This is a genomic window from Bradyrhizobium sp. SZCCHNRI2009, assembly GCF_032485115.1.
In the GTDB taxonomy this organism is placed as follows: domain Bacteria; phylum Pseudomonadota; class Alphaproteobacteria; order Rhizobiales; family Xanthobacteraceae; genus Bradyrhizobium.
Genome location: NZ_JAUEUH010000003.1, coordinates 389,976 through 412,565, shown reverse-complemented (window position 1 = coordinate 412,565; position 22,590 = coordinate 389,976). Strand labels below are relative to the sequence as shown.

At 67.0% G+C, this 22,590-nt stretch carries 17 protein-coding genes; 6 read left to right on the top strand and 11 right to left on the bottom strand.

The features are described from left to right. Positions 1 to 21: 21 nt before the first annotated feature. The 3 genes from QX041_RS13830 to QX041_RS13820 all read left to right on the top strand — a co-directional run bounded on the left by QX041_RS13830 (position 22) and on the right by QX041_RS13820 (position 5,347). Complete coding sequence (locus QX041_RS13830; RefSeq protein ID WP_316165650.1) at positions 22 to 1,617, top strand: AMP-binding protein; 1,596 nt, start codon at positions 22 to 24, stop codon at positions 1,615 to 1,617. Between the two features lie 140 nt (positions 1,618 to 1,757). Beyond that, entirely contained in the window at positions 1,758 to 3,374 is a 1,617-nt protein-coding gene (locus QX041_RS13825) for an acyl-CoA carboxylase subunit beta (RefSeq protein WP_316165648.1), read from the top strand. 17 nt (positions 3,375 to 3,391) lie between these two features. Continuing rightward, positions 3,392 to 5,347, top strand: coding sequence for an acetyl-CoA carboxylase biotin carboxylase subunit (locus QX041_RS13820; protein ID WP_316165818.1), 1,956 nt, complete (start codon positions 3,392 to 3,394; stop codon positions 5,345 to 5,347). 227 nt (positions 5,348 to 5,574) lie between these two features. Here QX041_RS13820 and QX041_RS13815 read toward each other — a convergent pair whose 3' ends face one another. From QX041_RS13815 to QX041_RS13795, 5 genes are all read right to left on the bottom strand, one after another. Then, entirely contained in the window at positions 5,575 to 5,937 is a 363-nt protein-coding gene (locus tag QX041_RS13815; protein WP_315717065.1) for a response regulator, read from the bottom strand. Further along, positions 5,924 to 7,306 (bottom strand): PAS domain S-box protein, encoded by a 1,383-nt coding sequence (locus tag QX041_RS13810; RefSeq protein WP_316165647.1) that lies wholly within the window; start codon positions 7,304 to 7,306, stop codon positions 5,924 to 5,926. Before QX041_RS13810 ends, QX041_RS13815 begins: the two co-directional genes overlap by 14 nt. A gap of 331 nt (positions 7,307 to 7,637) precedes the next feature. Continuing rightward, positions 7,638 to 7,943: a cytochrome c gene (locus QX041_RS13805; protein ID WP_315717067.1), complete on the bottom strand. Its 306-nt coding sequence runs from the start codon at positions 7,941 to 7,943 to the stop codon at positions 7,638 to 7,640. Positions 7,944 to 7,955: 12 nt separating this feature from the next. Then, positions 7,956 to 8,705: a CBS domain-containing protein gene (locus tag QX041_RS13800; protein WP_316165645.1), complete on the bottom strand. Its 750-nt coding sequence runs from the start codon at positions 8,703 to 8,705 to the stop codon at positions 7,956 to 7,958. A 91-nt stretch (positions 8,706 to 8,796) separates the two neighbouring features. Next, the gene (locus tag QX041_RS13795; protein ID WP_316165644.1) at positions 8,797 to 10,359 is read right to left on the bottom strand and encodes an AMP-binding protein; all 1,563 of its coding nucleotides are present in this window, start codon (positions 10,357 to 10,359) and stop codon (positions 8,797 to 8,799) included. A gap of 323 nt (positions 10,360 to 10,682) precedes the next feature. Between QX041_RS13795 and QX041_RS13790 the strand changes: the two genes are divergently transcribed. Beyond that, complete coding sequence (locus QX041_RS13790) at positions 10,683 to 11,870, top strand: ABC transporter substrate-binding protein (protein WP_316165643.1); 1,188 nt, start codon at positions 10,683 to 10,685, stop codon at positions 11,868 to 11,870. Positions 11,871 to 11,929: 59 nt separating this feature from the next. Here QX041_RS13790 and QX041_RS13785 read toward each other — a convergent pair whose 3' ends face one another. The 4 genes from QX041_RS13785 to QX041_RS13770 are packed head-to-tail and all read right to left on the bottom strand — an operon-like array spanning position 11,930 to position 16,540. Beyond that, positions 11,930 to 12,322 (bottom strand): MAPEG family protein, encoded by a 393-nt coding sequence (locus tag QX041_RS13785; protein WP_315827924.1) that lies wholly within the window; start codon positions 12,320 to 12,322, stop codon positions 11,930 to 11,932. 27 nt (positions 12,323 to 12,349) lie between these two features. Continuing rightward, complete coding sequence (locus QX041_RS13780; RefSeq protein ID WP_316165641.1) at positions 12,350 to 13,432, bottom strand: lipocalin-like domain-containing protein; 1,083 nt, start codon at positions 13,430 to 13,432, stop codon at positions 12,350 to 12,352. Continuing rightward, complete coding sequence (locus QX041_RS13775; protein WP_316165640.1) at positions 13,422 to 15,884, bottom strand: ABC transporter permease; 2,463 nt, start codon at positions 15,882 to 15,884, stop codon at positions 13,422 to 13,424. The genes QX041_RS13780 and QX041_RS13775 overlap by 11 nt, the downstream gene beginning before the upstream one ends. Further along, positions 15,881 to 16,540, bottom strand: coding sequence for an ABC transporter ATP-binding protein (locus QX041_RS13770; protein ID WP_315717075.1), 660 nt, complete (start codon positions 16,538 to 16,540; stop codon positions 15,881 to 15,883). The genes QX041_RS13775 and QX041_RS13770 overlap by 4 nt, the downstream gene beginning before the upstream one ends. A 256-nt stretch (positions 16,541 to 16,796) precedes the next feature. On the opposite strand from QX041_RS13770, the gene QX041_RS13765 reads away from it, so the two are divergent. Both QX041_RS13765 and QX041_RS13760 read left to right on the top strand, forming a co-directional pair. Beyond that, positions 16,797 to 18,101: an MFS transporter gene (locus QX041_RS13765; protein ID WP_315717076.1), complete on the top strand. Its 1,305-nt coding sequence runs from the start codon at positions 16,797 to 16,799 to the stop codon at positions 18,099 to 18,101. Between the two features lie 60 nt (positions 18,102 to 18,161). Continuing rightward, positions 18,162 to 19,037 (top strand): tetratricopeptide repeat protein, encoded by an 876-nt coding sequence (locus QX041_RS13760; protein WP_316165639.1) that lies wholly within the window; start codon positions 18,162 to 18,164, stop codon positions 19,035 to 19,037. Positions 19,038 to 19,041: 4 nt separating this feature from the next. Here the strand turns inward: QX041_RS13760 and QX041_RS13755 are convergent, their stop codons facing one another. Both QX041_RS13755 and QX041_RS13750 read right to left on the bottom strand, forming a co-directional pair. Beyond that, positions 19,042 to 20,757 carry an N-acyl-D-amino-acid deacylase family protein gene (locus QX041_RS13755; RefSeq protein WP_316165637.1) on the bottom strand — a complete coding sequence of 572 codons (1,716 nt, stop codon included), beginning with the start codon at positions 20,755 to 20,757 and terminating at the stop codon, positions 19,042 to 19,044. A gap of 176 nt (positions 20,758 to 20,933) precedes the next feature. Further along, positions 20,934 to 22,145: an MFS transporter gene (locus tag QX041_RS13750; RefSeq protein ID WP_316165636.1), complete on the bottom strand. Its 1,212-nt coding sequence runs from the start codon at positions 22,143 to 22,145 to the stop codon at positions 20,934 to 20,936. Between the last annotated feature and the right edge of the window lie 445 nt (positions 22,146 to 22,590).

Genomic DNA, 22,590 nt, shown 5'->3' with positions numbered 1-22,590 from the left:
GAATGGGGAGGGAACAGACCAATGACCAATCTCGACGCCACCGGCGGCGTGTCCGGTCCCGGCCGCATCGGCCGGGTTGCGATCGGCGACCTCCTGAAGCGCGCGGCGCGCCGCTTTCCCGAGCGGGTGGCGATCACCGATGGCGCCCGTCAGGTGACGTTCACCGAGCTCGAGCGCGATGCCAACCGGTTTGCGAACCATCTCGTCGCCAAGGGGCTGAAGCCGGGCGAGAAGATCTCGACCGTCTGCAACAACTCGATCGAGTTCGTCAAAGCGCTGTTCGGCATCCATCGCGCCGGTCTCGTCTGGGTGCCGATCAATACGATGCTCGGGCCCGCCGACATGGATTACATCCTCGGCCATGCCGAGGTGCGCTTCGCGCTCGTCGATGACAATCTGTTTGCGCAGCCGGAGCGGCGGGCGGCGCTGGAACAGCGCGGCGTCGAGCTGGTCGCCGTCGATCTCACCGGCACGGCGAGGACCGCGGGGCTCGCCAGCTTCACCGACCTCATCCAGGGGCATTCGGACGTCGAGCCCGAGATCGAGATCAACGATCGCGATCTCGCGATGATCATCTACACGTCGGGCACGACGTCGCGGCCGAAGGGCGCGATGCACTGTCACCTCGCCGTGGTGATGGCCGTCATGAGCAACTGCATCGAGATGCAGCTCTCGCGCGACGACGGCATCACCGGGCAGTTCCCGCTGTTCCACTGTGCCGGTCACGTGCTGCTGCTCAGCTATCTCTCGGTCGGCGGCCGCATGGCGCTGATGCGCGGCTTCGACCCGGTCGCCTGCATGGAGGCGATCGTACGCGATCGGCTGACCGTGTTCGTCGGTCTGCCGCTGATGTACCAAGCCATCCTCGATCATCCGCGGCGGAAGGAGTTCGATCTTTCGCATCTGCGCACCTGCCTCTACACCATGGCGCCGATGGGCCGGCCGCTGCTGGAGCGCGCGATCAAGGAGCTGTGTCCGAACTTCGCGCTGACCAGCGGTCAGACCGAGATGTATCCGGCGACGACGATGTCGCGGCCCGAGGTCCAGCTCGACCGCTTCGGCAACTACTGGGGCGAGTCGCTGTTCGTCAACGAGACCGCCATCATGGACGATGCCGGAAATCTGCTGCCGCCCGGCGAGATCGGCGAGCTGGTGCATCGCGGGCCCAACGTGATGTTGGGCTACTACAAGGATCCGAAATCGACCGAGGACGCCCGCAAGTTCGGCTGGCACCACACGGGCGACCTCGCGGTCATCGACAAGGGCGAGGTGCTGTTCCTCGATCGCAAGAAGGACATGATCAAGTCCGGCGGTGAGAACGTCGCCTCGGTCAAGATCGAGGAGACCCTGCTGGCGCATCCGGCGGTGCAGAATGCCGCCGTCGTCGGCCTGCCGCATCCGCAATGGGGCGAGGCCGTCTCGGCCTTCGTCAAGCTCAAGCCCGGCGCGCGGGCCAGCGAGACCGAGCTGCTCGAGCACTGCCGCAAGTCGCTTGGCGGCTTCCAGGTGCCGAAGCTGGTGCGGGTGCTCGAGGAGATGCCGATGACGGCCACCGGCAAGCTGCGCAAGGTCGAGCTGCGCCAGGCCTATGGCGAGCATTTCGCGAAGAGCGCGTGAGCCGTATCAACGACTTCCGCCGTCATTCCGGGATGGCCCGAAGGGCCAGGCCCGGAATCCATAACCACCATCGGGAGTATGGATTCCGGGCTCGCGCTCCGCGCGCCCCGGAATGACGGCCAAAAGAGAGAACCTCGTTCGTGGCAGTGATCGACAACACCATCTCTCCCGCCGGCGCGGCCTTCCAAGCCAACCGTGACGGCATCCTCGACCTGATCGCGCGGATGCGCGATCTCGAGGCGCGCACGCGCAATGCCTCGGCGGCGGCAAAGGAGCGCTTCCATCAGCGCGGCCAGTTGTTGCCGCGCGAGCGCGTCGCCTTGGTGCTCGATCCCGGCGCGCCGTTCCTGGAGCTATCGACGCTTGCCGGCTACATGTTCGATACGCCGGACCCGGCCAAGAGTGTGCCGGGCGGCGGCGTCGTCGCCGGCATCGGCTTCGTGTCCGGCGTGCGCTGCATGGTCTCGGCGAACGACGCCGGCATCGATGCTGGCGCGCTGCAGCCTTACGGCCTCGACAAGACCCTGCGCGTGCAGGAGCTGGCGCTGGAGAACAAGCTGCCCTACGTGCAACTGGTCGAGAGTGCCGGTGCCAACCTGCTGCGCTACCGCGTCGAGGATTTCGTCCGCGGCGGCAACATCTTTCGCAATCTGGCGCGGCTCTCGGCGGCGGGCCTTCCGGTCGTCACCGTGACGCATGGTTCGTCGACCGCGGGCGGCGCCTATCAGACCGGATTGTCCGACTACATCGTGATGGTGCGCGGACGCACCCGTGCCTTCCTCGCCGGGCCGCCGCTGTTGAGGGCCGCGACCGGCGAGATCGCCACCGAGGAGGAGCTCGGCGGCGCCGAGATGCACACCTCGATCTCCGGGCTCGGCGACTATCTCGCCGAGGACGATCGCGACGCGCTGCGCATCGCGCGCGAAATCATGGGCAAGCTCAACTGGGACCGGCCATCGCAGGAGTCGTCGCCGGTACAGCCGCCGCGCTACGATCAGGAGGAGCTGCTCGGCATCATGCCGCTCGACCACAAGCGCCCCGTCGACATGCGCCAGGTCATTGCGCGCATCGTCGACGACAGTGACTTCGTCGAGATGGCGCCGAACTACGGGCCTGCGACGGTGTGCGGCCATGCCCGCATCGAGGGCCAGGCGATCGGCATCGTCACCAACAATGGCCCGCTCGATCCGGCGGGCGCCAACAAGGCGACGCACTTCATCCAGGCCTGCTGCCAGACGCGCACACCGATCCTGTATCTCAACAACACCACCGGCTACATGGTCGGCCGCGCCTATGAGGAGGCCGGCATGATCAAACACGGCTCCAAGATGATCCAGGCGGTGACGTCGGCGACCGTGCCGCAGATCACGATCTATTGCGGGGCCTCGTTCGGGGCGGGCAATTACGGCATGTGCGGCCGCGGCTTCCACCCGCGCTTCTGCTTCTCCTGGCCCAACGCCAAGACCGCCGTGATGGGTGGTGAGCAGGCGGCGGAGACGATGGCGATCGTGACCGAAGCGGCCGCAGCGCGCCGCGGCAAGCCGGTGGAACGCGAGAAGCTCGACGCCATGAAGGCGCAGATCATCGGCGTGTTCGACAGCCAGATGGACGTGTTTGCGACTTCGGCGCGCGTGCTCGACGACGGCGTGATCGATCCGCGCGACACCCGCGCGGTGCTGTCGGAGGTGCTGGCGATCTGCCGCGAGGCGGAAGCGCGGCAGCCGCAGCGCATGCAGTTCTCGGTGTCCAGGCCATGAGCGGAGAGATGACGGGAATGCAACGCAGGCCGTTCCACAAGGTGCTGATCGCCAACCGCGGTGAGATCGGCTTGCGGGTCATGCGCACCGCGCGCCGGCTCGGCTACGGTGTGGTCGCAGTCTATTCCGATGCAGATTTTGAGGCGCCGCATGTCCGGCTCGCCGATCAGGCGGTCCGCATCGGCGCGCCGCCGCCGGCACAGTCCTATCTCAACATCGCAGCGATCATTGCCGCCGCAAAGGCGACGGGCGCGGATGCCGTGCATCCCGGTTATGGCTTCCTCGCCGAGAACGAGGATTTTGCGCAAGCGTGCAAGGAGGCCGGTCTGGTGTTCATCGGGCCATCGCCCGAGGCGATCAAGGCGATGGGCAACAAGGCCGGCGCCAAGGTGATCATGAGTTGCGCCGGTGTGCCCTGCGTACCCGGCTATCAGGGGGAGGACCAGGGCGACGACGCGATGCTGCGCGAGGCGCGCCGCATTGGTTTCCCGGTAATGATCAAGGCCGTCGCCGGTGGCGGCGGCCGCGGCATGCGGCTCGTGACAGACGCCGGCGCGTTCCCCGATTTGCTGCGCAGTGCGCGCTCCGAAGCGGCCGCCGCGTTCGGTGACGGCACCGTCATCCTGGAGAAGGCGATCGCCAATCCGCGCCACATCGAGATCCAGGTGTTCGGCGATCGGCACGGCAATGCCATCCATCTCGGCGAGCGCGACTGTTCGGTGCAGCGCCGGCACCAGAAGCTGATCGAGGAGGCGCCGTCGCCCGCGGTCGGGCCGGAGCTGCGCGTGCGCATGGGCGCCGTGGCGGTGCAGGCGGTGAAGGCGCTCGGATATGAGGGCGCCGGCACCCTGGAATTCCTGCTCGACGGCGACGGCCAATTCTACTTCATGGAGATGAACACGCGGCTGCAGGTCGAGCATCCCGTGACAGAGGCACTGACGGGACTCGATCTCGTCGAATGGCAATTGCGCATCGCCGCGGGCGAGCCCCTGCCGTTGCGCCAGGAGCAGATCAGCTTCTCGGGTCACGCGATCGAGGTGCGACTGTGCTCCGAGGATGCGGCGCACGACTTCATGCCGCAGTCCGGGCGGATGACGCTGTGGCAGATGCCCGGGACGATCCGGGTCGAGCATGCGCTGGAGTCCGGCGCGGACATCCCGCCCCATTACGATTCGATGATCGCCAAGCTGATCAGCCATGCTGCGACTCGTGAGGAGGCGCGCGCAAGACTGATCGCCGGATTGGAGCAGGCCATTGCCTTGGGCGTCCCGACCAACCGGGCCTTCCTCATGTCCTGCCTGCGGCATCCGGCCTTCTCCGCGGGCAAGGCGACCACCGCATTCATCGCGGCGCATCGTGACGAGCTGCGTGCGCCGGCGGTCGAAGCGGCAGACCTCTCGCTGGGTGCGTTGCTGCTCTCCGTCAGCCATCCGCTCGCGCATCCCGTCCGCCGCGGCCGCTCGCTCGCGGCAGCCTTCGCGACGCCGCTCCGGTTCGAGATCGCCGGTGAGGTGGCCGAGTGCGAGCTGCTGCGCGAGCGTGACGGAATCTATCGCGTGACGCGTGGCGATGCAGAGCATCGCTTCGAGATCGTGTCGCTCACGGATGATGCGATCCGCGTTCGTCACGCCGAGATCGTCGAGAGCGCGCGCTTCGTCCGCGACAACGATCGGCTGTTCGTCCAGCATCGCGACCAGACGCTGGCGCTGCGCGACGTGACGTTGGCGAGGCCGCAATCCTCAGCCGCTGGCGGCGGTGATGGCAGGGTTCGCGCGGCGTTGAATGGTCGTGTGGTCGCGGTGCTGGTGAAGCCGGGCGACAGCGTGGCTGTGGGACAGCCGGTGGTGACGCTCGAGGCGATGAAGATGGAGCACGTCCACACCGCCGGCATCGCCGGAACGGTGACCGCGATCGAGGTCGCCGAGGGCGACCAGGTGACGACGGGGCGGATCGTGGCGGAGATTGCGGCCTGACCGTCGGGCAGGTGGGCGTGAGTTGCCTGCCTGCGTCCTTTCAGGGCGCGACGTCGATGTGGATGGCCGGGACAAGCCCGGCCATGACGACGTGGAAACAGACGGTCGAAAGACGGAGACCGCCACAAGCGATTGCGCTGGCAGTTGCGGGGAGAGGTCGGCTTGTCTCGAAGATGCAACCGCTGCAGCCACGTCACGCGGAAGCTCGTCTCCCGCTGCAACAGACTTCACTGATGCAATTGCCGCTTCAGTGCGGCTACCAGCCGCGACGTCTGGAACGGCTTCGACAGCAGCGGTGCCGTGGCGAATTCTTCCGGGCATTGATCGACGGAATAGCCGGTGACGGCGACGAAGGGCACGCCGGCCGCGACCAAAGCGCGCGCGATCGGCGCCGATGTTTCCTGCCCGAGATTGACGTCGAGCACGGCGAGATCGCAGTGATTCCGCTCCAGCAGATGGAGGGCTTTGTGCACGGTCGCCGCCACGCCGACGACCGTGAATCCGGCGGCTTCGAGCTCGACCGCGAGGTCGAAGCCGATCATGGGATCGTCCTCGACGATCAGGAGATGAGTCTTCTCACTGTCGCGCATGATGACGGTCGCGGCAGAGGCGTTGCAGGGGGCACCTCAGGTGCCAGCGTAGTCCGGTCGGCAGGAACTCGACCTCGACCGTTCCATCCAGGCCGGCGCGTACCAGATCGGAAATCACCCGGCTTCCGAAGCCGGTGTGCTCCGGCGGCGCGACCTCAGGTCCGCCGCTTTCGACCCACGTCATGTCGAAGCTGTCGTCGATGCGCGTCCAGCGGACCGCGATCCGTCCCTCGTCGTTCGACAGTGCGCCATATTTGGCGGCGTTGGTGGCGAGCTCGTGGACTGCCATGCCGATCGACTGCGCGGCCTCCGGCGTCAGCTCGATCGGCGGCCCGTCGATCGCGATGCGGTCGCCGATCAAGTCGCTGAACGCCCCGAGCTGCGAGCGGACCAGGCCGCCGAGTGGAATGAAACGCCAATCGTTCTGGATCAGGAGATCCTGATTGCTCGCGATCGCCTGCAGGCGCTCCAGAAAGCGGTTGAGGTCGAGCTGGCGGCCGTGACGGGTCATCTGCCGGGCGATCGCCTGCACCAGCGACAGCAGGTTCTTGCTGCGGTGGTTCACCTCGGCCAGCAAGGTGCGCAACTGCTCCCTTGTCTGGCGCTTGTCGGTGATGTCACGCACGATCTTGGAGGCGCCGATGATGCGGCCGCTGGAGTCCCGGACCGGCGAGACCGTCACCGACACGTCGATGAGCGCCCCATCCTTGCGCAGGCGGATGGTCTCGAAATTGTCGATGATCGCGCCGGATAGGACGGTGGCGAGGATCCGGTCCTCCTCGGCCTGGCGCTCCTGCGGGATGATCGTGCGGATCGAGCGGTTGATCATCTCGCCTTCCGAGAAGCCGAAGATGCGTTCGGCGCTCTTGTTCCAGCTGGTGATCGTGCCGTCCAGCGTCTTGCTGACGACGCCGTCCGAGGACGAGGCGACGATGGCCGCGAGCATCGCCGCCGCACGCTCGGTCTTCTTCGACAGCGTGACATCGCGGATGACTTTGGAGATGCCGACAATCACGCCGGTGCTGCTGCGGATCGGCGAAAACGTGATGGAGACCTCGATCGGGCGTCCCTGCTTGGTCAGCCGGACGGTCTCGAAGCTCTCGATCGCTTCGCCCGCGTTGACCCTGGCGCGCAAGGCGCTCGCTTCTTCCGCCAGCTCGGGGGGGATGATCTCGGAGACGGATCTGCCGATCATTTCAGCCGCGGTGAACCCCAGCATCCGTTCGCTGGCCGCGTTCCAACTGCGGATGACGCCGTCGGCGGTGGTGCCGACAATGGCGTCGGCCGAGGACTCCACGATCGCCGCCAGATAGGCCGTATCGTCGTCGGTTACGCGTGGGGCGGGGGAGGCGCCGGGCATTCCGTGCACGTCGCAGGCTCCTTGCTAACAGGTCGGCAGAGAAGACGCCGTGCACCGGATTACCAACTTGTTTGTGTACAAATGCAAGGGCTATCTCGATCGCTGCTTGTTGTTGGTTTTTCCGGCAACGAGGACAGGACGATTTGCCGTCGGCAGACCCCCTTGGGGCCGTGCGACGTGCTCCAGCTCACGACGGCGAACACGGAGAACGCAGGCATGGGCGTTTTGTTCCAGGAGATCCTGCTAAATTGCCGCCGAACGTTCGGCGCCAGGGGTCCGCTTGCATCCGGACGCCGCCGACCGGGGGGGCGGCTCAACCCATTGGCGAATGTCGCATCAACTACTTCCTCAGGCTGAGGATGTAGCCTGCCAGGTCGGCCGCATCATTCGCACTGAGCGGATTGTTGGCCATCGTCGCGTGGGGAAGCAGGAGGAACTTGGCCAGCATCTCCTTCGTCACGTCATCCCTGGCCGCGATGGCGACGAACGGCCGGGCGCGCCGGAACTTGGTCGGCTCTGTGGCCACGGCGTGGCAGGCGGCGCACCAGCGCTCGGCGAGCTGGCGGCCGTGATCGAGATCCTCGGCGGCCGCCGGGGCGGACAGCAGGACCAGCAGCAGCAGCGATGGTACGGAGGCACGTCGCACGCCCGGCTCTCCTCACAGCGGCTGGTCGTCGTCGGTCGACGGCTGGTCCTGCAGCGAGACGATGTCACCGCCGCCGAACTCGTCCTCTGGCGGCGGATAGACCCACATGTGGTCGCGCACGTTCCTGACGCCCTGGACGCTCTTGGCCGCCACGATCGCCGTGGCCCGCTCCTTCTCGCTGCGCACCGCGCCCGTGAGATGCGCGATACCGTTGCGGACGACGACGTTGAAGCGGCAATGCTTGCAGGCGGCCTGGTCGAGTGAATCGAGGATGGCGTTGCGGATCCCGTCATCGTCAGGGGTGGGGCCTGGAACGGCAGTGGCGAGGTCGGCCACGGTTTGCAGGAAATCCGTATGGGTCACCACGCCGGCCAGCCGGTCGCCACTCATCACAGGGAGACGCTTGATGTTGCGCTTCTCCATGATCTCGGCGATCTCCGCCAGGCTGGCATCGACGCTGACCGTGACCGGAGGCTGGCTCATGATGTCGCCAACCGTACGGCCGTGGGAATGGACGAAGTCGGCGCCGATGCGGCCGCGGCCGACCAGGAGGTCGAGCCAGCGGCCTTGCCTGCGTTCGGTGCCGAGCTCGGCGCGGCGCAGGAAATCACCGTCCGTGACCATGCCGACGAGCGTGCCGGACGCGTCGACCACAGGCAGCCCGCCGATGTGGTTGCGCAGCATGATCCGCGCTGCCTCGGCCACCGGGGTTCCGGGCGTCACCGCGATCACGGATCTGGTCATGATTTGATGAGCGCGCATGTCGTCGTCTCGTGCTGCGATCGCAATTGGCGGAGAATAGCTGCGCGGCACCGCGCGCGCTTGACCAGGATCAATCCGAGGTCGTGCCGCCCTACACGATCCTTGACGTCTTGTTGCCCCAATAGCGGTCGCGCAGCAGGCGCTTGTAGAGCTTGCCGGTCGGCAGCCGCGGCAGCTCCTTCTCGAAATCGATCGAGCGCGGCACCTTCTGCCGCGACAGCGACTGCCGGCAGAACGCGATCAGCTCCTCTTCCAGCTCGGGCCCAGGCATGATGCCCGACATCGGCTGGACCACCGCCTTCACCTCCTCGCCGAGATCGGGGTTGGGCACGCCGAATACGGCGGCATCGGCGACCTTCGGATGCGTGATCAGCAGGTTCTCGCATTCCTGCGGATAGATGTTCACGCCGCCGGAGATGATCATGAAGGTGGCGCGGTCGGTGAGATAGAGATAGCCGTCGGCATCGACATAGCCGACGTCGCCCACGGTGCTCATGCTGCCGTCGGCCGAACGGGCCTCCTTGGTGCGCTCGGGGTCGTTGAAGTACTCGAACGGCGATCCCGTCTTGAACCACACCGTGCCGGCCGTTCCTGTCGGGCACGGCTGCATGGTCTCATCGAGAATGTGCAGGTCGCCGAACAGCACCTTGCCGACGGTGCCGCGATGCGCGAGCCATTCCGCGCTGTCGCAGGCGGTGAAGCCGAGGCCTTCGGTGGCGCCGTAATATTCGTGGATGATCGGCCCCCACCATCTGATCATGTCCTCCTTGACCTGTGCCGGGCAGGGCGCGGCGGCATGGATCGCGACCTCGAGCGAGGAGAGATCATAGCGCGTGCGGATCTCTTCCGGCAGTTTCAACATGCGCGAGAACATCGTCGGCACCAATTGCGTATGCGTGATGCCCCATTGCTCGACCAGTTGCAGGTAGCGCTCGGGGTCGAACGTCTCCATGATGATGGCGGTGCCGCCGACGCGGATGGTGAGGTTGACCGCGGCCTGCGGCGCGGAGTGATAGAGCGGCGCCGGCGACAGGTAGATCATGCCTTCGCGGTAGCGCCACAGTCTTTCCAGGAAGTCGAAGATCGGAAGCTGCTGAACCGGCGGCTGCTCGGGCAGCGGCCGCAGGATGCCCTTCGGCCGGCCCGTGGTGCCGGAGGAGTACAGCATCGCGGTGCCGACGCATTCGTCGGCGATCGGCGTCGCCGGCAGGCCGGCCGTGGCCTCGGCGAGGCCGACGATCCGCTCGCTCTCGCCAAGTTCGTCCCGTCGGCCATCGGCGACGATGCAGAGCTCGATGTCGGGCGCCTGCTTCAGCGCCTCGCGCGCGACGTCGAGCTTGGCGAGGGAGGTGATCAGAAGCCGCGACCGGCTGTTATTGAGGATGTAGGCCAGCTCGCCGGGCGTGAGGTAGGAGTTCACGCAGGTGAAATACAGCCCGGAGCGCTCGCCGGCGCCGCACGCCTCCAGATAGCGGCTGTTGTTCTCCATGAAGATCGAATAGTGGTCGAGCCGCTTCAGGCCGCGTTGGCGGAACAGATGCGCCAGCCGGTTGCTGCGCGCCTCCAACTCGCGATAGGTCACCGCCTCGCCGGTCGAGGCCATGATGAAGGCAGGCTGCAATGGGCGCAGCCGGGCGTGCTTGCCGGTGTACATGTGTCCTCCTGCCGATGCGCGCAGCTCGCCGCGGCGCGGCGCGCAGGCGGGAGGAAGGCGCCTGCCGCGGCACCTCGGCATGGCGACGCGATGCAGACGGTGCTGCCTCACGCGTCCAGGCGGTTTCCTTCCCTGCGCACCATCCCGGCGGGACGGCTCGTTGTTTGGACGCGAATGTAGCGGAGGAGCCTGCGTCTCTCAACATGGCTGTCAGCCGATTGGCTGAGGCGGGAAGGGATGGGCGTGGCCGGGGTTCTGGCATAACATGAGCGCGCATTCCAACGAATGACATCTCAAGACCAAGACATGCGGGGAGAGACCATATGAAATCGGGTTTGCTGGCTTTTGCGGCCGTCGGTGCGCTGCTGGCGGCGGCGCCGGCGTCGGCGCAGGTCAAGATCGGCATCCTCAATGACCAGTCCGGCGTCTATGCCGACTACGGCGGCAAATATTCCGTCGAAGCGGCCAAGATGGCGATCGAGGATTTCGGCGGCGAGGTGCTGGGGCAGAAGGTCGAGCTGGTCACCGCCGACCATCAGAACAAGCCCGATCTCGCCTCGTCGATCGCGCGGCGCTGGTACGACACCGAGGGTGTCGACATGATCACCGAGCTGACGACCTCCTCGGTCGCGCTGGCGATCCAGGATCTGTCGAAGGAGAAGAAGAAGATCGACATCGTCGTCGGTGCCGCGACCTCGCGCATATCGGGCGATGCCTGCACGCCCTACGGCTTCCACTGGGCCTATGACACCCGCGCGCTCGCGGTCGGCACCGGCGGCGCGCTGGTCGAATCCGGCGGCGATACCTGGTTCTTCATGACCGCCGACTACGCCTTCGGCTATGCGCTGGAGAAGGACACCAGCGACATCGTGACGTCGAAGGGCGGCAAGGTGCTGGGCTCGGTGCGCATCCCGCTCAACTCGTCGGACTTCTCCTCCTTCCTGCTGCAGGCGCAGAGCTCGAAGGCCAAGATCATCGGGCTTGCCAATGCCGGCCTCGACACCACCAACTCGATCAAGCAGGCGGCCGAGTTCGGCATCGTCAAGGGCGGGCAGAAGCTCGCCGGCCTGCTGATGACCCTGTCCGAGGTGCATGGTCTCGGGCTGGAGGCGGCGCAGGGCCTGATCCTCACCGAAGGCTTCTACTGGGGTCGCGACGACAAGTCCCGCGCCTTCAGCGAGCGCTTCATGAAGCGCACCGGCCGGATGCCGAGCATGATCCACGCCGGCACCTATTCCGCGACATTGTCCTATCTGAAGGCGGTGAAGGCCGCCGGAACCAAGGACTCCGACGCGGTGGCGGCCAAGCTGAAGGAGCTGCCGGTCGACGACGCCTTCGCGCAGGGCAAGGTGCTCGCCAACGGTCGCATGGTCCACGACATGTACCTGTTCGAGGTCAAAAAGCCGTCGGAATCGAAGAAGCCGTGGGACTACTACAAGCAGCTCGCCACGGTGCCCGGCGACAAGGCGTTCTTCACCGCCAAGGAGAGCGGCTGTCCGCTGACGAAGTGATCGTCACACCATCGCCGCCGTCGCGGCGAAAGCCGGGGCGACGGCGATGGGTGCAGCAATCAGCCGTGCAGCATCCGCCACAGGATGGCGATCAGCGCGCCGGCGAGGAGTACGGATGCGGCGAGCGCCTGCACGCCGAAACCGGGGCCGCGCTTCTCCGCGGCCTTCGCATAGGACACCATGTACATCGCGCGACCCGCGATCCAGACGAGGCCGATCAGGGCCGCGATCGGGTCGCTGATATAGATCGCGAACAGCCACAGCGCCGGCAGGAAGATCGGCATCCATTCAAGCGTGTTCACTTGCACGCGATAGGTGCGCTCGAAATCGAGATTGCCGGTGACGGCCGGCGCCTTGACGCCGAACCTGGCGCGCGCTTGCGCGACGCGGACCCCCATGTAGAAATACAGCATGAGCGCGAGCACGGTGACGAGTGCGGTGAAGTGATACATGCGCGGTTCCCCCCTGATGACGGCTTTTCAATATCCCGTCAGCTCGAGATAGCCCACCCCGGTGTGGCTGCCCTTGAAGCTGATCGGTCCCTCCCAATAGGGCACGCGGGTGCCCATCCAGGCCTTGGAGTTGAGCGGCGCGGTATCGATGGCGATGCCGAGCGCTGATATCTCGACGCGCCAGCCGACCGGCAGCCTGCGCTCACCGATCGCAACGATATCCTTTGGCGTCATCACGATGCCCGCGGGGCCGAGCGCGCGCGAGACGCCGTCGGCCGTGATCCAGGTGCCGGACGTGTAGTCGCCATTGCCCTGCCGCATCCGGTACAGCATCAGCTTCTCGCCGCCGGAAAAATGCAGCGCGAACCAGTCCCAGCCGCTCTGGTCGGCGGCTAGCGGCTGGCTGCTCCATTCGCGGTCGAGCCAGGCCACGCCTGTCACCTCGACCGGCGTGTCGTCGAAATTGATCTGGCCGCGGGCGCGGTAGAACGGCTGGCTGTAATAGTAAGACGCCTGGCCGCGCTCGGATTTGCGGCTGTAGCCGCCGATGCCCTGCAGCACCACCGGACGGTCCGCCTCCAGATGCAGCGCGTAGGAGAAGTCCGGCCCGGCGGCGGTCATGTCGAGCGGCGCCAGCGATCGATCGTCGGTCGCGGCGGTGCCGCTCAGCAGCCAGTCATCGATCCAGGCCTGGAACGGCTTGGCCTCGACGCCGGCCTGGCCGACGCCGCCGCGCGCGAATTTCTCGGCGGAGCGATGGCTGTCCGCGCGCGTCACCGCGGCATGCGCCATCCAGAGCTGCTGATTGTCGAACCCCTCGGCTTGCGGCCCCGGCCGCGCCGCCGAGCGGAACAGGGTCCATTGCAGGCCATAGGCCTTGCCGCTGCTATCGCTGAGGTTTGCGGTGACGTACCACCACTCGATGCGGAAATCGTCGTGCGGCCCGTGATCCGCAGGGAAGCCGAACGCTCGTCCGGGCGTCACCGGTGCAAAGCCGTCGGCGCTGTCGCTCAGGCCCGCAAAGCCCTGTGCATGTGCGAGGCGCGGCAGGGCCAGCAGGCCGAGCCCGCCGATCAGGCCGCGCCGCGTGATCGTCGTTCTAGCGCTCAATGGTGAAGGTCCTGACCAGATCGGCCGGCTGCATCCGGGCCAGCCGCAGCACCGGCAGCAGCGAGGCGATCACCGCCGCGACCAGCGTGACGACCAGCAGCCGGATGAGCTGCAGCGGGAACACGTCGAACGGCAGCCGCCAGCCGAACGCTTTGACATTGACGATCGCGATCAGGCACCACGCCACGACGAGCCCGAGCGGCAGCGCGAGCAGCGCGGTCAGGCCGGCGAGCGACAGCGTCTTCAACAGCTCGACTTCGGCGAGCCGCCGTCGCGTCAGCCCGATGGCCCATAAGGGTGCGAGCTGCGGCAGCCGCGAGTTCGCCAAGGTCAGCAGGCTGGTCAGCAGCGCGATCGCGGCGACGCCCAGCGTGAAGGTGTTGAGCGCGCCGGTGACCGCGAAAGTGCGGTTGAAGATCTGCTTCGACTCCTGCTTCACGGTGGCCTGGTCGATGACGTTGCGGCCGTCCAGGCCGAATTTGTCGGTTAGCGCGCTGATCAGTCCCGGCACGTCGGGCGGCGCTGCGCGCACGGCCATGCGCGTGATGGGCGTCGCCGGGAAGCGGCGCGTCAGCGCGGCGACGTTGACCGTGATCTGGCCCTTGGGATTGCCGTAGTCGGCATAGATGCCGGCGATCGTGATGCGCCAGTCGCCGCCGGATGCGGGGAGGTCGATGCTGTCACCGACAGACAGATGGAGCCGGCGCGCCAACTGCTCGCTGACGAAGCCGGCGTCGCCGCGCACCAGCTGCTTCCAGGCGCTGTCGCCGGCCTGCAGCAGCGGCCAATGGTCGCGATAGGTGTCGTGATCGGGCAGGCCGAGAATGTCGATCGGAGCGCCCGCCAACTGCGTTTCGGCGCGTCCGCCCGGCAGCACGGCCTGGACATCGGGCCGCGCGCGCAGCCAGGTCTGGATGTCGCGCGCCTGCGCTTCATCCGCGGCGCTGACGTAGACGTCGGCGGCGAGCCGGCCATCGAGCCAGACCAGGAAGGTGCGGCTGAAGGTCTCGACCATCGTGGCGACGCCGACATTGACGGCGAGCGCGAGCAGCAGCGCCATCAGCGCCAGCGACAGGCCCGAGATCTGCTGGCGGCTGTCGGCCCAGAACCATTGCGCCAGCGCCGCGCGCGCGCCGCGCTCGCCGAGCCGCAGCACCAGCTCCAGGATCGCGGGCAGCAGCAGCGCCGCGCCGAGCATCATCGCCGCGAGCACGCCGAAGCCAGCCAGCAGCGACTGCCCGAGCCACAGCAGCAGGCCGGCGGCGACGAAGAAGGCGAGCGCGACCGCGCTCTGCAAGCGCAGCCAGCGCCGCTGCGCCTCCTGCCACGCATAGGGCTGCGCGGTGGAGAGGATCGGCAGCCGCATCGATTTGATCAGGCTGGTCGTCGCGGCTGCGAGCGCGCCGGCGATGCTGATGACGAGGCCCGCAAACCACCATTCCGGCTGCAGGCTGAGCTCGCCCGGCACCTGCGCGCCATACAGCCCGCGCAGCGATGCCGCCACGTTCGGCAGCAGCGCGGCGGCGATGACGTAGCCGCACACCAGCCCGACGAGCCCCGCCACCAAGGCAAAGGCGATGAGCTCGCCGATCAGCACGCCGTTGAGCTGGCGCGCCGACACGCCGCAGGCGCGCAAGGTGCGCAGCACCGGCAGGCGCTGCTCGAAGGCGAGGCCGATGGCGGAATTGACGATGAACAGGCCGACGACGAAGGACAGCAGGCCGAAGGCGGTGAGGTTGAGGTGGAAGCTGTCGGTCAGTCGCTCCAGGTCGGTCTCGGCCTCCGGCTGCACGAGCTGTAGCCGGCCGCCCGCGAACGACTGCAACGGCGGTCGTTGGACCGACGTCTTGCCGACCAGCAGCCGCGAAATCTGGCCGGGCCTGTCGAGAAGCCGCTGCGCGTCGCTGATATCGACCACGAGCACGCCGGGCGCGAGCTGCTGCTGCGCCATCAAGGGTGGCAGCAGGGCGTCGTTGCTGAGCCGCGGCGCCGTGCCGTCTTTCAGTCCGAGATCGGCCAGCGTCTCCGGCGAGATCAGCGTGCGATGTGGCGGTGTGAGAAAGGCCTCGAGCTCGCTGCGCCCGACCATCGGCGCATTGCCGACCTCCCGGGGGATGCTGAACGGCTCGATGCCGAGCAGCCGCACCGAGTGGCCGTCGATCTGCACGCGGCCTTCAAGCACCGGCGACACCGGCCAGCCGGCGCGGCGCAATTCCGCAAACACGCTCTGCGGCAGCATCTTGCCGTCGGTCGCGACCAGCATCGGCGTGCGCGCGCCGCCGAAGATCGCCGCGGCGCGATCATAGGAGCTGCGCGCCTGCTGGTTCAGCGCCTGCACGCCGCTCCACAGCGCGGTCGCCGAGATCAGCCCGATCAGCAAGGTCGCGAGCTGCATCGGATGCCGGCGCCAGTGGCTGAGCAGCACGGCGAGAATCCACAGCGCGCGCCTCATGCGATGCGCCCGCCATGCAGGTGGACGCGGCGGTCGAGCATCGCCGCGAGCCGCGCGCTGTGCGTCACCATCAGGAAGCCGCAGCCGGTGCGCGCGACGAGGTCGCGCGTCAGCGCCATCACCTCGTCGGCGGTGTCCTCGTCGAGATTGCCGGTCGGCTCGTCCGCGAGCAGCAGGGCCGGCTTGACCGCCAGCGCGCGGCCGATCGCGACGCGCTGCTGCTGTCCCCCCGACAGTTGCTCCGGATAGCGCTTGAGCAGCGACTTCAGCCCGAGCCGCTCGACGAGCTCGGTGTGCCACGCCGGATCATGCCGACCGGCCAGCCGCGCCTGGAAACTGAGATTGTCCTGAACCGACAGGCTCGGCACCAGATTGAACTGCTGGAACACGAGGCCGAGCCGCTCGCGCCGGACCGCCGCGCGTGCCGAATCGTCGAGCGCCCCGACCGAAACGCCGTCGAGCAGGATGTCGCCGCCGTCGGCGGCATCGAGCCCGGCGATGAGATGCAGCAGCGTGCTCTTGCCGGAGCCGGATTCACCGGTCAGCGCGACGCGCTCGCCGGAGGAGACGTCGAGGTCGACGCCACGCAGGACGTGGATCGGCTCGCCGCCGGATCGATAGGACTTGGTGAGATGACGGACGCTGAGCACGAGCATGATCGGGGTTGTTGCGTCACAACATAACAAGGGCCAGCGCGAACATCACGCGCTCGTTCTTCATGACGCCCCTGATGTGATGCCGGCCGCGCGCAATCAGGTTGCGAGGGTATCGCGATGCAGCCCAAGAGGGCGGATTCCCGCGTTGCAGCAATAACTTAGCGCGCCAGCCGGTTGCCTGCGAAGCCGCTTCGTGGGTAGCATCGTCAAAACGCCCGGACGACAGGGGCGGATCATGACAGAATGGGGAAGGACCATGGCCGCGCCAACGACGCTGAAGGGCACATCCCGCGCAAGCGCGACGCCGAAAGGCGCCTGGAAGATCACCTTCCTGCTGTTCCTGTTCATGCTGGTGAACTTCGCCGACAAGATCGTGGTCGGGCTCGCCGGCGTGCCGATCATGACCGAGCTCAATCTGAACGCCGAGCAGTTCGGCCTGCTTGGATCATCCTTCTTCTTCCTGTTCTCGATCTCGGCGATCGTCGTCGGCTTCGTCGTCAACAAGGTGCCGACGCGCTGGGTGCTGCTGGTGCTGGCGCTGATCTGGGCGCTCGCGCAATTCCCGATGGTGGGCACCGTCGGCTTCACCACGCTGCTGATCTGCCGCATCATTCTCGGCGCCGGCGAAGGTCCCGCGGCGTCCGTCGCCGTTCACGCGGTCTACAAATGGTTCCCCGATGAGAAGCGGGCGATGCCGACCGCGATCCTGTCACAGGGATCCGCCTTCGGCGTCATCCTCGCCGTGCCCGCGCTGAACTGGATCATCGTGAATCACGGCTGGCACTATGCCTTCGGCGCACTCGGCGTGGTCGGGCTGATGTGGAGCGTGGCGTGGCTGTGGCTGGGCAAGGAAGGGCCGCTGGCGGAGGTCGAGCTCGCCGGCTTGCGCGAGCGGCGCGTTCCCTATCTGCAACTGCTGACGTCGCGGACCTTCGTCGGCTGCGTCGCCGCGACCTTCGGCGCCTATTGGGCGCTGTCGCTCGGGCTGACCTGGTTCACGCCGTTCCTGGTGAAAGGCCTCGGCTTCTCGCAGCAGCAGGCCGGCTTCATCTCGATCCTGCCCTGGATCTTCGGCGCGTGCGTGGTGCTGACCACGGGCTTTGTGTCGCAGACGCTGATGGCGCGTGGCGTCTCCACGCGCATGGCCCGTGGCGTGGTCGGCGCGACGCCGCTCGTGATCGGCGGCGGGCTGATGGCGATGATGCCGCATGTCGACGCCGCTTCGGCAAAGATCGCACTGCTCGTGGTCGGATCGGGATTGTGCGGCTCGATCTACGTCGTCTGCCCGCCGATGATCGGCGAGTTCACCCCGGTCACGCAGCGCGGCGCCGCCATGGCGATCTACGGCGCGCTCTATACGCTCGCCGGCATCGTTGCGCCCCTCGTGATGGGCAAGATGATCCAGGCCTCTGGCAGCCTGCTCGAAGGCTACATGTCCGGCTTCACCATCAATGCTGTCATCATGGTGATCTCCGGCCTGCTGGGTCTGGCGCTGCTCTGGCCCAACAGCGAGCGTGCCCGCCTGCAGGCGCAGCAGGGTGTGGCGCCGGAATTTGCGTGATACAACCCCCGCCCGGGGTCATCAGGAGGCGGCCTCGCATTCACCCGCGTGAGGTCCCGCATGATGCGCCTGTTCTCTCATATGCTGCAGTACTGGCGCGGCGTGCGATGCCTGACGATCGAGGACTTCTCGGGCGCCATCTTCCACTTCAGCAAGGTGGTCCAGCTCAACCCGCGCAACCATTACGCTTACCACAATTGCGGCGTGGCGCTCCAGGGCATGGGCAGCTACGCCAGCTCGATCGAGGATTTTGGTCTCGCGCTCAAGCTCAAGCCCAACGCGCAGACCTACGGCGCCCGCGGCGTGTCACGCAAATTCCTCGGCGACTTCGACGGCGCCATTGACGATCAGACGCGTGCTCTCGCGCTCGAGCCCAGGCTCGCGGCGGCTCATGGCGAGCTCGCGTACCTTCATCATGTGAAGGGCGATCTGGATCGCGCGATCGCCCAGAGCACGACAGCAGTCGGCCTCGCGCCCAAAGACCCGGTCATGCATCGGGGACGTGGCTATATTCAGTTCTGCCGCGGCAGGTTCGAAGCCGCGGCAGCTGACATGGAACGATCGCTCGCGCTCGAGTTCGAGCCCTATGCGGCCCTGTTTCGTTACCTGTCGCTGGCTCGGTTGCCGGGGCGCGCCAGGCCAGATCTCGCTTCTTTCGCGGCGTACTGGGCGGCGGGGCAGTGGCCCTGGCCTGTGTTCGATCTTCTCATGGAGCGTTCGACGGCGCAGCAGCTGTTGAACGCGGCGGCAACGGCTCCAGAACAGGCTGAAGCCTATTTCTACATCGGTGAGTGGCATCTCCTGCACGGCCGCAAAGACGAGGCCGGCAGGGCACTCGAGATCGCGCTGCGCTCGTTGCCACCCTGGTTCAACGAGCATCCCGCCGCGCAAGCCGAGCTTGCAAGGCTTGCCGAGACGGTCGCCGCGGCCAGTTGACGTCTCAGCTCAGCTGGCGCGCCCCCCTGACCAGCCGTCCCGGGCGTGCGCCGGTGGCCTCGCCGTGGCGGCGCGTCACCACGCCCGACACGATCGTCGCATCATAGCCGTCGACCTCCTGCATCAGCCTGCGCCCTCCGACCGGCAGGTCGTAATGTACCTTGGGCGGATGCAGGTGCAGCCGTCCGTAGTCGATCACGTTGACGTCCGCCTTGTAGCCCGGTGCGAGCAGGCCGCGATCGTCGAGGCCGACCGAGAGCGCGGTCTTGCGCGACTGCGCGGCGACGACGAAGGGAATCGACAGTCTGTCGCCACGCTTGCGGTCGCGGGTCCAGTGCGTCAGCAGATAGGTCGGGAAGCTGGCATCGCAGATGATGCCGCAATGCGCGCCGCCGTCGCTGAGGCCGGGCACGCTGCGCGGGTCGCGCAGCATCTCGTAGGTGGCATCGAGATTGCCGTCGGAATAGTTGAGGAACGGCACGTAGAGCATGCCGCGGCCGCTGTCCGTGAGCATCGCGTCATAGGCCAGTTCCTCGGGACGACAGCCGCGCGCGCGGGCCTGGGCGCCGAGTGACCGCTCCGGCGGCTGCTCATAGTCCGGCGGATCGCCGAGCAGATACATCTTGTCGTAGTTCGGCTTGAAGAACAGCGGGTCGTCGGTCGCGCTGGCCTGCTCGCCCAGGATGGCCGCGCGCAGCTCCGGATCGCGCATCCGCGCGACGCGCTCATCCAGCGGCAGATGCGCGATCGCCTGGTAGCTCGGATGCGTCTGCAGCGGGTTGCGCGACAACTCCAGCCCAAGCAGCAGCCCAACCGGGCGCGCCGCGATCTGCGCCGTCACCGACAGGCCGCGCGCGGCGGCGGCGTTGATTTCGGCCAGCGTCTGCCGCCAGCGTTGCGGCGCGCGGTCGTTCTGCGTCACCGAGAACGAGATCGGGCATTTCGTCGTGTCGGCGATGCGCAGCATCATCGGCAGGTCTTCGTGGATGGTGGAGATGTCGAGCACGAATTGCAGCACGCTGCGGCCGGCGCCGTGCATGGCCTGCGCGATCGTCGTCAACTCGTCCTCGCCCGCCTTGAGCGTCGGCGTGTAGTCACCGGTCGATGTCCGATGGTTGAGCGTGCGCGAGGTCGAGAAGCCGAGCGCGCCGGCCTTGACCGCATCGCGTGCCAGCGCCGCCATGGCGCGGTTGTCGTCGGCGGTGGCCGGATCGCGGCGCGCGCCGCGCTCGCCCATGACATAGACGCGCAGCGCTGCATGCGGCAGCTGCGCGCCGATGTCGAGATCGAATTCACGCTTGCCGAGCCACTCCATGTAATCCGGAAAGCTCTCCCATTCCCAGGGAATGCCGGCTTCGAGCACCGGTTCGGGGATGTCCTCGACGCCCTCCATCAACTGGATCAGGCGCTGATGATCGGCCGGCCGGCACGGCGCGAAGCCGACGCCGCAATTGCCCATGATCGCGGTGGTGACGCCGTTCTGCGACGACGGCGAGATGTCATGGCTCCAGGTCACCTGGCCGTCGTAATGGGTGTGGACGTCGACGAAGCCTGGTGTCACGAGTTTGCCGCGTGCGTCGATCTCCTCGCGGCCGGATGCGTTGACCTTGCCGACCTCGACGATGCGGCCGTCCGCAATCGCCACATCAGCTTCGTAGAGTTCGCCGCCCGAGCCATCGGCAACGGTTCCGCCGCGGATCAGGAGATCTGGCTGCGTCATGGCGTGTCTTCCCCGGGTGTTGTTGTTGGCCGCATCATCGGCCAGGGAACGGTGATGTCAACACGCCGGAAGTGGGGGCAGCGTTGCGAGAGAAGCCGCCGCCGCAGTCATGGGGACTGCGCTCATCTCCTGTGTCCGGGCGCTTTGACGATAAGCTTGATAGTTGCGACTAACAGCTACGCCTTGGCCTTCTTCGGCTCGGTGAAGAACGCGAGCACGATCGTCAGCAGCATGAACACGACGGAGGCGCCGAACACCCAGCGCGGCGCGTTCATGTCCATGATCCAGCCGAACAGCAGCGGGCTGACCACGCCGGCGAAGTTGAAGCCGGTCGACACGATGCCGAAGGCGCGGCCGGCGGCACCCGGAGGGGCGGCGTTGCGCACCAGCATGTCGCGCGACGGCGCGATCACGCCGCTCATGAAGCCCGCGACCAGCATGATCGCCGTGAGCAGCACGGTCGGCAGGTAGATGAAAGTGATCATCAGCACCAGCACGGCGTTGATCGCATAGGCGACGGCCGCGACCAGGTTGTGATGGCGGATGCGGTCGGCGAGCTGGCCGCCGGCGAGCACGCCGACGGCGCTGGCGCCGAGGAATGCGGTCAGCGCGATATTGGCGGTCGAGAACGAGATGCCGTAGCCGTTCATGAGCGCGACAACGCCGAAGCTGGCGATGCCGGCGTTGGACAGGCTGAGCAGCATGAAGAACACGGTCAGCAGCATCAGCATCGGCGTCAGCAGGCTGGGCTGTTTCACCTTGCTGCCGTCGGCGCTGGCGTGATGCGGATGCACCTCGGGCACGTTGCCGACGAGCAGCAGCAGCGCGGCGAGCGGTCCGACCAGGCCGGCCGCGATCAGCGCGCCGGAGCCGCCGACGGTGGTGACCAGCGCCGCCATCACGGCGGGCGCGACGGCGCCGCCGAGATAGCCGGCGAAGGTATGCACACCGAACGCGCGGCCCATGCGCTTCTCGTCCATGTGTGCGGCCAGCAGCGCGTAGTCGGAAGGATGGTAGACCGCGTTGGCGAGGCCGAGCAGCACCGCCGAGACGACAAGGCTGGCATAGCTCAGGTAGACGCCGAGCATCGCCAGCGACAGGCCACCGAGCGTCAGGCCGATCAGCAGGATGCGGCGGGCACCGGCGCGGTCGACCAGATAGCCCACGGGCGCCTGGGTCAGGGCCGAGACGACCGCGAACACGGTGAGCGGAAAGCCGAGCTCGATGTAGCCGACGCCGAGCTTCTCCTTCAGGTAGGGAAACAGCATCGGCAGCACCAGCATGTGCAGATGGCTGACCCAGTGCGCCAGCGAGATCAGCGCCAATGTGCACAGCGGCGAGGCGGTCCGGACCGGAGCATGTTGCGGTGCGGCGAGAACGTCAGCCATGGTCGATCCGTTGGCCCCCGGCGTCAGCGATGGAAAGGAGGGCGCGTTGCCGGCAAACCGCCGATGCTCCCGAAATCAGGGGCCGCGCGCGACACAACACCACACTATCGGAATGCGGTTCATTGTCCATGAACGCCCGCGCATGGCACCTGCGCGCCGCGACCGGCGTTTGCGGGCTGGGGTAGAGGAAACACGGCAAGGGTGTCGGCTTTGCATGCATCCGCGCTGAGGGAGCCGCTCCGCATCGTCAACCTCGGTGTCATCCCCGCACACGCGGATCCATAACCAGCGGCGGATGTTTGTTGCAATGCAGGTTCAACGTGAAGCCTGCCTCAAGACAGATCACGCGGTATCGGTCCCGGGTCGGCGTCCGCCGACGCTTCGCGTCCGCGGGCTTGCCCCGGACGACAGCGGAGTGTGAGGGCGCCGTCAAGGGCTGCCGAAA